Genomic DNA, 13,625 nt, shown 5'->3' on the forward strand with positions numbered 1-13,625 from the left:
TCATGAATAGCGAAAGTGAATTATTAAAATCCGACATCCTTGAATACCTAGAGCAACACGAACGTAAGAATTTACTTAGATTATTGACGTGTGGAAGCGTTGACGATGGCAAAAGTACACTGATTGGTCGCTTACTGCATGACTCTAAAATGATCTATGAGGATCAATTAGCCGCCATAACGAAAGACAGTAAGAAAGTCGGTACCACCGGAGAAAAAGTCGATTTGGCTTTGCTTGTTGATGGCCTTCAATCTGAGCGGGAGCAAGGTATTACTATCGACGTTGCGTATCGCTATTTCTCAACCGACAAGCGAAAATTTATTATTGCCGATACACCAGGACACGAACAATACACTCGCAACATGGTAACGGGTGCTTCAACCTGTGACCTGGCAATTATCCTTGTTGACGCACGTGGCGGCGTAAAAACGCAAACGCGTCGTCATTCATTCTTAGTGTCTTTGCTGGGTATCAAACACGTTGTTGTTGCTATCAATAAGATGGATTTGATGGATTACAGCGAAACGGTGTTCAACGATATCAAGAAAGATTATCTTGCCTTCGCTGAGTCACTCGACATCCCTGATATTCAGTTTGTCCCCATCTCCGCGCTGGAAGGCGACAACGTCGTTAACAAGAGTGAGCATACACCGTGGTATCAGGGTGATACATTGATGAATGTATTGGAAACTATCGAGATCGGTGAAGATGCTAATCATGACGACTTCCGCTTCCCCGTTCAGTATGTAAATCGTCCAAACCTTAACTTCAGAGGCTTCGCAGGAACGATTGTATCGGGTGAGATCAAGCCGGGAGACGCGGTTACAACGCTGCCCTCTGGCAAGACATCGACCATCGCATCCATTGAAACTTTTGAGGGGCAACTTGATCATTCGTATACGCCTCAAGCGGTTACCTTAACACTGGCAGATGAGATCGATATTTCTCGCGGTGACATGATTGTTAAATCAGACAACCTCCCCATGCACTCGAGTCGTTTAAAGACTCATTTAGTGTGGATGTCTGATGAACCGTTAATGCCGAATAAGCAATATAGTTTTAAATTCGCCACCAAGGTGGTTACGGGTAGTATTTCAACCATTGACTATCGTATTGATGTAAACACCATGGAGCACAGTGAAGCTGTGCACTTGAACCTCAATGAAATAGCGGTCGTTGATATCAAGTTAACGCAACCTGTCGCCTGCGACCCATACACGCGTAATAGACAAACCGGTGCCTTTATTGTCATCGACCGATTAACCAACGGTACAGTGGGTGCTGGCATGGTAATTGAGGAAAGCCAGCCAAGTTCTGGCGCCAAGCACAATTACTCTGAATTCGAACTTGAATTTAATGCATTAGTGCGTAAACATTTCCCCCATTGGAACGCAATAGACATTAGCCAAGGCTAACGTAAGAGTACTCAATGGAATTTAGTCAATTAATCGTACTGGCAGTTTTTGTCAGTACGATTTTTGCGTTAGTTTTTACGCATCAACGCCCTTCTACTATTTTTGCCGGCGCCATGTTGTTGCTGTTAGCTTGTCGGGCTATTAGTTTGGATGAGATCCTCATCAACATAACAAACCAAGGCCTGATTACTCTGGTTTTGTTGTTGTTAGTTAGTAGTGCAGTTGATAAAACCGCGTTACTCAAGCGGTTAGGCAGAACCTTAATAACGCCTAAATTCAGCACCAGCTTTTGGCGTTTATTCGGCGTAACCTTTTTTTCATCCGCATTGCTGAATAACACCGCTATCGTGGCCAGTTTGATAGGCCCGGTGAAACAGAACCAATATCACCCGCCAAGCCGACTACTGATCCCCCTATCCTATGCCGCCATACTCGGCGGTACAGTCACGCTAATTGGTACCTCAACCAACCTGATTGTGGACAGCTTTCTTATTGAGCATGGGCATGAGGGATTCAAATTTTGGGATTTTACCCTTTACGGCCTGGTTGCTGGATTAAGTTGTGGTTTTTTAATGTACTTGCTCTCCCCCCTGTTACCCTCATTGGCCAATCTGCAAGGCCAATATCAAGAATATTTCATCGAAGCAGAAGTGGAAGCGGGCTCTGAACTCATAGACAAAAGTGTCGAGCAAAATCACCTGCGCAACTTGCCCGAATTGTTTCTAGTCGAAATTATTCGTGACGGGAAACTCATCACCCCGATTAAACCCGACTTGGTAATAGAGCAAGGCGATAAACTCATATTTTCCGGCAATGTGAGCAAGGTTGATACGTTATCTCATATAAAAGGCCTACAACTTTTCGCAGAAGCTGACGGGCTGCTTCGGGAAAATTTAACCGAAGTCATCATCTCAAACCGCGCGCAAATTATCGGCCAAACGTTGAAAAAAATTGGCTTCCGAGCCTTGTTCGATGCCGCTGTCGTGGCGATTCGCCGTGACGGTGAGCGGCTCTCGGGTAAGTTGGGAGAAATCCCTTTACAAGCTGGTGATTTCCTATTGTTAGCAACGGGTCCTGACTTTCACAAACGCCATAACTTGGCCAAGAACTTCTTTATTCTTAACGATCAAAAAATTAACCGCCCACTTTCCTTTATGAATGAAATTGTGACCATCAGTGGCTTCCTTATCACTGTAGCATTGGCAGCATTTAATATTGTTCCCTTGCCCATTGGTCTTTTGTTTTTCATTGCTGTACTTGTTGCGTCCAAAGTTACCTCAAATAATGAAGTAAAACGCAACTTACCGCTGAATCTTATCATCGTGATCGTTGGTGCCTTGAGTATGGCTACCGCTCTAGAAAACAGTGGCATTATTGCCTATTTCACTGAGCTGTTATCACCATTACTGCAAAGCTCTAGCTTATTAATGGCACTTATCGCTGTTTATGTTGTGACCGTATTACTAACCGAGTTCGTGACCAATAATGCCGCAGCAGCATTGATGTTTCCCTTTGCATATGGTCTCGTTGAAGCTATGCAGGCGCCATTAATGCCGTTTGCTCTTGCTATCGCGTTCGCTGCAAGTGCTAGTTTTATTTCACCCTACGGCTATCAAACTAACCTATTAGTATTTAATGCCACGCGCTATCGTTTCCGACATTTCAGCGCTATCGGTGCGCCGATTTCCATCACCTATTCAGCCATCGTTATTAGCTTATTGAATTACGTCTACTTCTAAATGATGCTCCTGACCGGTATTCGCCTGTAAGGAGAATCTTCTTGCGCTGAATGAGTAGCATACAGACTTCAACAGTGCGATGACGTAAGCCATATCACTAGATGGCCCGCCAAACGCATTGATGACCACCCTGCGGATGTAAACGTATCTCCCCCTTTGATTGGACTAATGTATGTTGGTTTGGTTTGGTTTGGTTTGGTTTGGTTTGGTTTGGTTTGGTTTGGGAATCGTCTCTCGAACGACCGCTTTAGTGTCGATAAAAAAATGGCACCTTACGGTGCCATTTTTAATCTCGCTGATTTATCTGAATAACACTTTTTCTCGGTTAAACCAGAAAATACAGAAATAAATCAAACCACCCGCGATAAGAGCAGTAGAGCCAAAAATTGGAATCAATGCAAAGTAATCCATCGTCCCTTTAATAAGCTCTTTAATCGCAAGAGCAACGTTCGTTAATGGCACCCATGCCCATCCACCTTTCAGCTCTACACCAGGCAACATAGCTAAAATTACAGGAATGATGACCACGAATACGATAGGTGTCATATAACCTTGGGCTTCTTTGAAACTGCGCGCATAGATCGACAAACTCAACAAAGCCGATGCGAAAATAGCCACAACAGGCACAAGCATTAAGAACATTAGGACGAAATCAACAATGCTAATGGCAGACATAAACTGCATAACCGCCTCAATCGCCATGCCTTGACTCAACACCGTACCCCAAATGCCCATACTCAACACCGTTATCAATGCTGACACTACACCGGAGAGTGCAATCGCGAAAAACTTCCCAAGCACTAATTTATGTCTCTCAATAGGCGAAATAAGCAGTGTTTCCAATGTGCCACGCTCTTTTTCACCTGCACCAATGTCTGTGGCAGGCAACATTGCGCCTTGCAAGCATAGGATAAAGATCAGGTAAGGCACCATGCCGCCCAATTTCTCTCCCCAATTTTCACGTTGGTCTGCCACGTTAACCTTTTCAATGACTATTGGTTCTAGGATCCCAGCTTGCTGTTCCTCGGTAAGACCTAATTGGGTAAAGACGACCTTTTGATTGGCTTCAGCTATGCTGTCGACGTTGTCTCGAATGCGCCTTTCCACACGGTTAAGCCCTGCATCATTAAAGTACACTTTAAGAGTTATTTGGCCGCTTTCTAGCAAATCATTACTATAGTTATCAGGTATTTCGATAACGAAATCGCCATTTTCTTGCTTCACCCATTCTTTAATGTCTTGTTCGGCCCCAAGCTCGACACGTTGCAACAATTCATCGGACTCGAGCGCTGACACTAGTTCCGGCGCATACTGCGCATTGACGACTGCAAACTTCAGTACTTTGCTTTCCGCTTTTTGCAGTGCCTGCGACGAAAAGTAACCAACCGCCCCAATAATCACCGGAAACAACAGGAGTGGGAGTGCAATCATAAAAAACAATGTTTTGCGATCACGTAATAACTCTTTTATTTCTTTTAGCATGACTAACCACATAATTATGCCTCCCTGTTAATTGTGGAAAGAAAAGCAGCACTTAAAGAACCACCAGATACCTGCTTAAATGCCTCTAAGGTGTCGTCAAAGCGGGTTTCTCCTCTATCGATAACGGTTACCCGATCGCAAAGCTCTGCAACCTCGTCTAAATGGTGCGTAGAGAAAATGACGGGTACGCCTTGTGATTTAAGACGACGAATGAAATTCAACACCGTTTGCGCCGCCATAATATCGAGCCCTGTTGTTGGCTCATCGAGAATAACCACTTCTGGCTGATGAATTACCGCACGCGCAATATTGGTTTTTTGTTTCATCCCCGTAGAAAAATTCTCGCTGCGACGATCTAAAAATTCATGCAGCTCTAGCAAATCAGCCAATTCAGTAATCTGCTTATCAATTTCACTTTCTGACATGCCGTGTAAACGGCCAAAATAGGCAATATTTTCGCGTCCAGTGAGTCGCCCGTACAAACCTGTAGAACCTGACAAAAAACCAATTTTTTGGCGTGCAACCAATGGCTTGTCGATCACATCAACACCGTTAATAACAATGCTGCCTTGGTCAGGCTGAAGAGCCGTTGAAAGCATGCGTAGTGTGGTTGTTTTACCGGCTCCGTTTGGCCCAAGCAAACCGAGTACTTGTCCGCTATCACAATGAAAGCTCACATCCTTCACACTGTGAAAGAAACGCCCTTTCAAGCGAGGGTCTTGCTTTTCCTGTTCGCTAAGTTTCTTGGGATTCTCCACCGCAAACTTCTTCGCGAGTTGCCGAACTTCTATCATTCCATTGTCCTTTTAGTTGAATAGACACTGAGTTTTTCAGCCTAATAGTCTTTTGATTTTTATTTTTATTACATTTTTTTCAAAAGAATTTGAATCTTATAGCCGCGTTGTAATAACGTAAACAGCAAATAATTAATTGTCCGCAAGGAAGTACGCAATGAGCCAAGTATCTAACCCACTACAAGCCTGTAGTGAAATATTCTTCAAACCTAATGGTGTTTTCGCCGCGATTAATGTTAAACACAATTGGTCGTGGTTGCCGTTTATTCTAGTCATCGCGATGGCCGTGATCCCATCCTACTTATACTTCAACTTTGTCGATTTCGAATGGTATAAAGACCTGATCATCCAATCAACCTATGCCGATGCTAGTCCGAATGAACAAAACATGGTTCGCTCTAGCATGACGCCTCAGGGACTGACTATTTTCTCAACCCTTGGTGGTTTAGTTGGATACCTTTTGATCAATGCTGTGCTTGCGACTTACCTGAATTTGATGACACGCAACGATGAAAGCAACACCAATGGATTTACTGATTGGTATGGTTTCACTTGGTGGGTCAGTATGCCTGTTATCTTTTCGGCGTTGGTGGCACTTTTCGTCATAGCATTCGCTACCGACCACCAGTTGTCACCGGTTAGCCTCAGCCCAACATCATTAGCCTTTTTGCTGGGCATGAATATGGATTCGGACTGGTTTGGCTTGGCTCAGACAGTACGACTGGAAAGCTTCTGGACGATTTATTTGATGACTGTTGGGATTAGCCAATGGACCAGTTTTAATACGCAAAGAGCATTGATCACTGCATCAATACCCTATGCATTACTTTGGTCTATTTGGACTGTTTCTATTATCCTGTTTTAATGCTCTACAGGCTGCGTAGTGAATTGCCTGCGCGGCCTGAACACCTCTTTATTCGCGTAAAATAACGGTGTTTGATTGTCTGCCCAGCCTGGGATACCTAATAGTGGCAATGGCTTTAAACGCTGCTTTTGTTCAAATACTTGCTCCGTCTTCAACGTCTTGAGTAATCCTGTATCCAGCTCATCAAACGTATCGGCAAAACTAGGCTTTAACGTTAACGTTGGCTGTGTAACCTGACACCATTTAGCGGTCAATTGTGGATAGGGGGATAACAACATCTCAAGATTGGCGTGCCCAAATATCACAGGGCGAATGCGTTCTTCCCATAGCCCACGCTTTTCATACAAAGCCGAGTGCCAATCATGCAGTTTGAGATCAGATATCACGCCTTCAGGGTCAGACTCTTTGCTGACTAAAATTAACCCGCATTCATCAAAGTGAGTCAGTCGATTTCGCCTAGGTGTTCTCGGATGAACCCCAGATGACTGAATATCCTCCATATGCCAGGCATTTAACGCCTTTTTGGTAGACGGAAATTGTAGCCATATCAACCCGTTAAAGAAATCATGCCAACTGCCTTCTCGGGTTGGAATAACGCCATCTTGTGCAATAATTTCTTCGTAATAGCGCGTATCATTGGCAAACTTGCTTTGCGGTTCAAAGCGATAGATTGGCTGTTTAACATAGTGCGCAGCCAATTGATTCAGTAAAGCTGCGGTTGAAAGTCGAGTGAACGCATATCGAGGCAAGTCAAATAGCGCTGATAACTCTGCCAAATAAGGGCCTTTGAGCGCCATATTGTCAAAGTCTGCCCACTGAAGCTCATGGGTGAATTGTTGTTTTATAGTTGTCTGCACTCACTAAATCTCTATACTGCAAGGGCTAAACTATAAAACAATCAATAAAACCAGAAAAGATCCTCATCATGAAACTACACATGCTTACACTTGCCCTTTCGGCAGCATTGGCCTTAAGTGCATGTTCAGACAATAACAAAACGCCCGAAAAAGTCGTTGAGCAATCCGCCAGCAGCAATTTCGATAGTGTCTACACCAATATCAGTGAAGACGCTTTAAAGTTACACACCAAAACCTTGGCATCAGACGAGTTTGAAGGCCGACTGCCTGCCACTGAAGGCGAAAAGAAAACCCTAGACTATTTAGTCAGTGAATTTAAAAAGGCCGGTTTGCAGCCGGGTAACGGTGATAGTTATCTGCAGCCTGTTGAACTGATCCAAATTACCGCTGATCCAGAGATGACCCTATCCATTGGCGAAAACCAATTTGTATACAAACAAGACATGGTTGCGTCATCGAAACGCGAGCAAGATGAAATCAGCTTAGAAAATTCCGAGTTAGTGTTTGTCGGTTATGGGGTTAATGCGCCAGAGTACGATTGGAACGACTACGAAGGACTGGATGTCGCAGGCAAAACCGTCGTTATTTTAGTTAATGACCCAGGTTTTGAGAATCCTGAGTCGGGCAAGTTTCAAGGCACAACTATGACCTACTACGGTCGTTGGAGCTATAAATATGAAGAAGCCAGCCGACAAGGAGCAGCAGGCGCGTTGATTGTGCATGAAACGGCACCAGCGTCCTATGGCTGGTCTGTAGTGGCTAACAGCTGGTCTGGCCCTCAATATGGCTTACCGTCTGCCGACAAGGGTGCAAGCCGCGTTGCAGTAGAAGGTTGGTTATCATTAGACGCTGCAACAAAAGTATTTAGCGATGCTGGTTTCGATTTTGCGGCAGAAAAAGCCAAAGCGATGCAAGGCCCTTATAATCAAGCGCTTCCAATCGCTGCCAATATAACGGTCAAGAGTACGATCCAACACTCAGAAAGCTACAATGTCATTGCGACCGCACCGGGCACCGATGCGCCAGATGAACACATTATCTATACCTCTCATTGGGATCATTTAGGTAAAGACGAAAGTAAAGAAGGCGATCAGATTTATAATGGCGCGCACGACAACGCCACAGGTACTGCGGCAAGTTTAGTCATGGCTAAAGCGTTTGCTGATTTAAACCCCAAACCTAAGCGTTCAGTGAGCTTCCTTATTGTAACGGCAGAAGAGCAAGGTTTACTGGGTAGTAAATATTATGCTGAGAACCCTGTCATTCCGCTGGATAAAACCGTTGCCAATATCAATATGGATGCCATGAATGTGCTAGGCAGAACCAAAGACATTTCAGTGATTGGTATGGGAAAATCTGACTTAGAAACCTATTTACAAGCGGCCGCAGATAAACAAGGTCGAGTTTTGACCCAAGAGGGCCGACCTGAAGCCGGTTATTACTACCGCTCAGATCACTTCAGTTTCGCCAAAGTAGGTGTTCCAGCACTTTACGCTAAAGGTGGCGATCAACCGATTGACGAAGCGACTGCAGACTACCGCAAACGCGCGAGTGTTATTGTGACAGGTTGCTACCACCAAGTCTGTGACCAATTCCGCGAGAATTGGGACTTTGGTGGTATCGTTGAAGACACACAACTGTTATTTGATGTAGGTTATGCCATCAGTACAACAGATGCTTGGCCTCAATGGAGCAAAACCAGCGAATTTCAGCGTTAGCAACAGCTAATTCAGCATCATCGACAGCCGGTTTCACTCTGAAACCGGCTTTTTTATATGTTATCCAAAAAAGCGCTTGCAATTTATCCTCACAATGGCACATTCCATGGTGTGCTTAAAAAATAAAAACAAAAAGCACCGTTAGGTACCGCAAGTCCCCTACCTTGGGCATCGACAGAAATCCCGACAATTGAACTAAAAGAGAGAACGCATTATATGTGTGGTATTTTCGGTATCCTGGATATCAAAACAGATCCCATTGAGCTTCGCAGCAAAGCGCTCGAACTCACTAAATTACTTCGTCACCGCGGCCCTGATTGGTCAGGCGTATGGAATGACGATAACGCCATCTTGTGCCACGAACGTCTTGCGATTGTTGACGTCGATACTGGCGCTCAGCCGTTAGTTAGCCCTAACGAGAATAATATCTTGGCGGTCAATGGTGAGATCTATAACCACAAAGCACTGGCAGCTGAACTCACCAGCGATTACCAATTCAAAACGCGTTCAGATTGTGAAGTGATTTTACCCTTGTACGCGAAACACGGCGTTAACTTCGTCGATAAACTCAATGGCATGTTTGCGTTTGTCCTGTACGACAAAACTGAAAATGCCTATCTGATTGCACGCGACCATATGGGGATCATCCCGCTATACACGGGTTATGACGAGTATGGTAATTTTTATGTTGCGTCAGAAATGAAAGCCTTAGTGCCGGTGTGTAAAACCGTGCAAGAGTTTCCTCCAGGTCATTACTTGTGGAGTAAAACAGGCGAGCTGAAGAAGTACTACCAGCGCGACTGGATGGATTACGAAAACGTTAAAGATAACACTACTGACTTGGAAGAACTGAAACACGCATTTGAAAAAGCGGTAAAGTCACATCTAATGTCTGACGTACCGTATGCGGTTTTACTTTCGGGTGGCTTGGATTCCTCGCTCGTTTCGGCTGTTGCTGCACGATACGTAGCCAAGCGTGTGGAAGATAACGACAACTCAGATGCCTGGTGGCCTCGATTGCATTCATTTGCAGTGGGCTTAGAAGGTGCACCGGATTTAGTCGCAGCACAGAAGGTTGCCGATATGATAGGCACCGTGCATCACGAAATTCACTTTACCATTCAAGAAGGTTTAGACGCCATTCGTGACGTTATCTACCAACTTGAAACCTATGATACAACGACCATCCGAGCGGCCACGCCGATGTACTTGATGACGCGTAAAATCAAGGCTATGGGGATTAAAATGGTCTTATCAGGTGAAGGCTCAGATGAAATTTTTGGCGGCTATTTGTATTTCCACAAAGCACCAAACGCCAAAGAGTTCCATGAAGAAACCGTACGCAAATTAGACCGCTTACATATGTTTGACTGCGCAAGAGCAAACAAGGCAACGTCAGCTTGGGGCGTAGAGGCACGTGTTCCGTTCCTCGACAAGGAGTTTATGGACGTAGCTATGCGCATCAACCCTCAGGATAAGATGTGTACCGATGGACGCATGGAAAAGTGGATTTTGCGTAAAGCCTTTGATGACGGTTCAACATTGCCGGCTGAAGTATTATGGCGCCAAAAAGAGCAATTTGGTGATGGTGTGGGATATTCGTGGATTGATTCAGTGAAAGACTTTGTTGATACACAAGTGACCGACCAACAGCTAGCAACTGCAGAGTTCCGTTTTCCAATCAATACGCCAGACACTAAGGAAGGCTACTACTACCGCACCATCTTTGAGGGTTACTTCCCACAAGAAAGTGCTGCGAAATGTGTACCCGGCGGCAAGTCAATTGCTTGTAGTACCGTTGAAGCGCTGGAATGGGATGCTAGCTTTAAAGCTATGGCTGACCCATCAGGGCGTTCCATGATTGATGTTCACGGTAAGAAGTAAAATCAAAAAACCTCGCAGAAGCGAGGTTTTTTTTTACTCTTCGGTAGTAACGTCTATCCACAGCGAAGTGTTATCCAAAGGTGTTTCTTCACTCAACAAGGGATTATCTAACCTAAAAATGGTACGTTCATGCAAATTAAAGGTCTCAACCAATGTTTGATAATGCTGTTGGAACAAGGCGTCATACGAGCCATCATCTAATGCGCGCTGCAACCCCGTTTCAAGAAGCTTCGCCAAGGTCGGGTTTGAACGATTAACGAAAAAATACATGGCAGAGGGATATTGAATTGCCAATGTGTTCTCAAGCACGATATCGGGATCTAACGATGGCATTTCAAGTTCATTGGCTACTTCTACAACAGAACGCGGAAAGAAGTCAGCTTGGAACCGACTTAACATCGCAAAGTTATCCAAGTATTCCGTCGCTGTCTCCACGTCAAAACCATTTGACTGAAGTATCTTGGTATCTGGCCAATCTTCCCCTTGTACCGGTATGTATTTTTGCAGTTCAGCAAATGACGAGATAGCCGAGAATGCTTGTTGTTTATCGCGATGGATCAGAAAGACGCGCAATCCAATTAACCCTTTAAAAATAGGAATGCGAATTGGAATTAGGTCTTTTTCACGTTGCTCGTCAGTCATGCTCCAGACAACATTGACAGAGCGGTTTTCACGCAACTGTCTAAGGGCTTTACCTTGGAGCATGATCCTGTCGGATGGCATTATTTGATAACGAACACCGGTTTTATCTAATGCCAGCGCCAAAAGCGCGATGGGGTAATCATTACGTAAGTCACCTTCATTCAGCGCTCTGGGATATTTGATATTCCACACTGCTGCATGGCTAACGGCAATGTTGAGGCTTAATACTAGCCCAAATACCAATTTTGACACTCTTGCGAGCGATAATAACCGCATAGCGTTATTCACCCATCGTCGAGCAAATATCTTCTATTGCTCTTTCTTCCTCATCAATTACAGAGACAATAATATCGAAACCGAACTCACCGCCCTTCTCAACGGTATACGACGTAGAGCAGGTCAAACAGACGTCATTTTGACGATTCTTAATGTCCCAGTTCACTTTAGCAAATAAAACACTGTCAGAGAGTTTCATCGCGTGAACTATATTGGCTTCGTGTTGAATGGCGTTCGCTTGCTGGCATCGCTCAAACAGCTTAGCCAAACGTTGTGTAACTTCTTCGGTAGTAGAACAAATCGTTTTGTCTTCGTTAGACACAAACACACAAGGAACATGATAAAAAGCCAGTAATTCACTGAGTGATACTTCACTCATCGCGCCACTTAACGCTTTGAAGAAATTGTCGAGCGCCAGCTCGTCTTGGGGATCAATCACTTTTATTCTATTCCCAAATACTTATGTGTTTGTAACGATAGCCGCCAGTTTCGTTGTATACAAGTGCTGATTGCTAATTCTGTCGCACGAGGCTTCTGCGAAATGGGCTGCAAACTTACACATACGCCCGGCTTGTGAGGGTGTGTCTGCAACAATGCGTCTAATTCATCAATATGCTTTTGCATCGCAATCGGGTGCTTAATTTCATCAGCTCGCGCCATCGCACTTTTCAAAATAGGGAACCCTCCAGGCATATCTACTTTAGGCGAAACGGTGACCCATGTTTTATCTGAGCACTTAATTTCATACGTGCCGCTAGTCTCAATTTGGGTTTGGTATCCCGCATCATGCAACGTATTTGTAAACTCGCGAAGGTCGTACATACAAGGCTCTCCTCCGGTTATTACAACATGCTTGGCGGTATAACCTTGTTCATTGAACAAGCTAATAATATCGGCAACCGCCATGGCAGCAAATGATTGCTGATCGCTTGTCTTGGCCATCATATCCTTAATTGGAATCCGGTCTGACTCTTCAACAACCCACGTATGCTGTGTATCACACCATGGGCATCCGACCGGGCACCCTTGCAGTCTGACAAATATCGAGGGGACCCCAGTGTAGCTACCCTCTCCTTGGATAGTCTCAAATATTTCATTTACGTTTAACATAGGCACTTGATTACATAATCTATACTTGGGATTTTAACAGGGATCACATACACTTCGCGCGTAATATTTCAGCCAATAGAGGAATTTCATCAACGATGTCCGAAACAACACATGCACAGCCCCATACACCGAATGACATAGCAGTCGTTGTTTACTCTGGCGGTATGGATTCATTCACCGTATTACACAAAGCATTGCGTTTGCATCAGAAAGTTGCTGCTGTTTCATTCAATTATGGTCAGCGACATAGCAAAGAATTGGTTGTCGCGGCGAAAGTATGTGAATCTCTTGGCGTTGAGCACAAGGTTGTTGACGTGACCAGTATCAATCAGTTGCTCGCAGGCTCAGCACTCACATCTGATATTGAAGTGCCAGAAGGTCACTATGAAGAGCCTTCCATGCAGCAGACCGTAGTGCCAAACCGCAATATGATTTTACTCTCTTTGGCTGTAGGTTACGCCGTCTCCTTAGAAGCATCTAAAGTTTACTACGGTGCCCATTCCGGTGATCACGCAATATACCCAGATTGTCGCCCCCTATTCGTCGAAAAGATGAATGACGTATGCCAAATTGCTAATTATCAACCTGTAGAGATCGTGACACCTTATTTGCATGATAGTAAGTCTGAGATTTTGAAAGACGGTTTATCTATGGGTCTTGATTATTCGTCAACCTGGACCTGTTACAACGGTCGGGAAAAAGCCTGTGGCAAATGTGGCGCCTGTCAGGAGCGCTTAGAAGCATTCAGTGACAATCACGCGACCGATCCACTCGAATATGAATAGTGAAAATATCACGGTCATTCAGATGTGAATCACTAAGGCTCTAATGAAAGCTTAGATA

The 13,625-nt window shown here is 44.6% G+C and carries 12 protein-coding genes; 6 read left to right on the forward strand and 6 right to left on the reverse strand.

Annotated features, from left to right (window positions below; translation table 11 throughout):
- The first annotated feature begins 2 nt into the window (after window positions 1–2).
- Both cysN and CSH93_RS04515 read left to right on the forward strand, forming a co-directional pair.
- A complete protein-coding gene (cysN, locus tag CSH93_RS04510; protein WP_100641997.1) occupies window positions 3–1,415 on the forward strand; it encodes a sulfate adenylyltransferase subunit CysN in 1,413 nt (470 codons plus the stop codon).
- Between the two features lie 14 nt (window positions 1,416–1,429).
- Window positions 1,430–3,154, forward strand: coding sequence for an SLC13 family permease (locus CSH93_RS04515; RefSeq protein WP_100641998.1), 1,725 nt, complete (start codon window positions 1,430–1,432; stop codon window positions 3,152–3,154).
- A gap of 300 nt (window positions 3,155–3,454) precedes the next feature.
- On the opposite strand, the gene CSH93_RS04520 is transcribed toward CSH93_RS04515, so the two are convergent.
- Together CSH93_RS04520 and CSH93_RS04525 are read right to left on the reverse strand one after the other, a co-directional pair.
- Window positions 3,455–4,648 carry an ABC transporter permease gene (locus tag CSH93_RS04520; protein ID WP_100641999.1) on the reverse strand — a complete coding sequence of 398 codons (1,194 nt, stop codon included), beginning with the start codon at window positions 4,646–4,648 and terminating at the stop codon, window positions 3,455–3,457.
- Between the two features lie 2 nt (window positions 4,649–4,650).
- Window positions 4,651–5,430 (reverse strand): ABC transporter ATP-binding protein, encoded by a 780-nt coding sequence (locus tag CSH93_RS04525; protein ID WP_100642000.1) that lies wholly within the window; start codon window positions 5,428–5,430, stop codon window positions 4,651–4,653.
- A gap of 157 nt (window positions 5,431–5,587) precedes the next feature.
- Here CSH93_RS04525 and CSH93_RS04530 point away from each other — a divergent pair, with 157 nt between their 5' ends.
- Complete coding sequence (locus CSH93_RS04530; RefSeq protein ID WP_100642001.1) at window positions 5,588–6,295, forward strand: Yip1 family protein; 708 nt, start codon at window positions 5,588–5,590, stop codon at window positions 6,293–6,295.
- Here the strand turns inward: CSH93_RS04530 and CSH93_RS04535 are convergent.
- Window positions 6,292–7,152 carry a DUF3025 domain-containing protein gene (locus CSH93_RS04535; RefSeq protein ID WP_100642002.1) on the reverse strand — a complete coding sequence of 287 codons (861 nt, stop codon included), beginning with the start codon at window positions 7,150–7,152 and terminating at the stop codon, window positions 6,292–6,294. The genes CSH93_RS04530 and CSH93_RS04535 overlap by 4 nt on opposite strands.
- Window positions 7,153–7,220: 68 nt before the next feature.
- Between CSH93_RS04535 and CSH93_RS04540 the strand changes: the two genes are divergently transcribed.
- Both CSH93_RS04540 and asnB read left to right on the forward strand, forming a co-directional pair.
- On the forward strand, window positions 7,221–8,870 hold the full coding sequence (locus tag CSH93_RS04540; RefSeq protein ID WP_100642003.1) for a M28 family metallopeptidase: 1,650 nt from the start codon (window positions 7,221–7,223) through the stop codon (window positions 8,868–8,870).
- 216 nt (window positions 8,871–9,086) lie between these two features.
- The gene (asnB, locus tag CSH93_RS04545) at window positions 9,087–10,754 is read left to right on the forward strand and encodes an asparagine synthase B (protein ID WP_100642004.1); all 1,668 of its coding nucleotides are present in this window, start codon (window positions 9,087–9,089) and stop codon (window positions 10,752–10,754) included.
- A gap of 33 nt (window positions 10,755–10,787) precedes the next feature.
- On the opposite strand, the gene CSH93_RS04550 is transcribed toward asnB, so the two are convergent.
- From CSH93_RS04550 to queE, 3 genes are read right to left on the reverse strand one after another with little or no spacing between them, the layout of a single operon-like run.
- Complete coding sequence (locus CSH93_RS04550) at window positions 10,788–11,672, reverse strand: type 2 periplasmic-binding domain-containing protein (protein WP_100642339.1); 885 nt, start codon at window positions 11,670–11,672, stop codon at window positions 10,788–10,790.
- Between the two features lie 4 nt (window positions 11,673–11,676).
- Entirely contained in the window at window positions 11,677–12,111 is a 435-nt protein-coding gene (locus CSH93_RS04555) for a hypothetical protein (RefSeq protein WP_100642005.1), read from the reverse strand.
- 2 nt (window positions 12,112–12,113) lie between these two features.
- A complete protein-coding gene (gene queE / locus CSH93_RS04560; protein WP_100642006.1) occupies window positions 12,114–12,788 on the reverse strand; it encodes a 7-carboxy-7-deazaguanine synthase QueE in 675 nt (224 codons plus the stop codon).
- A gap of 89 nt (window positions 12,789–12,877) precedes the next feature.
- Between queE and queC the strand changes: the two genes are divergently transcribed.
- Window positions 12,878–13,567: a 7-cyano-7-deazaguanine synthase QueC gene (gene queC, locus CSH93_RS04565; RefSeq protein WP_100642007.1), complete on the forward strand. Its 690-nt coding sequence runs from the start codon at window positions 12,878–12,880 to the stop codon at window positions 13,565–13,567.
- Window positions 13,568–13,625 lie beyond the last annotated feature (58 nt).

Source organism: Neoalteromonas facilis (assembly GCF_002807665.1).
GTDB classification, from domain to species: domain Bacteria; phylum Pseudomonadota; class Gammaproteobacteria; order Enterobacterales; family Alteromonadaceae; genus Alteromonas_E; species Alteromonas_E facilis.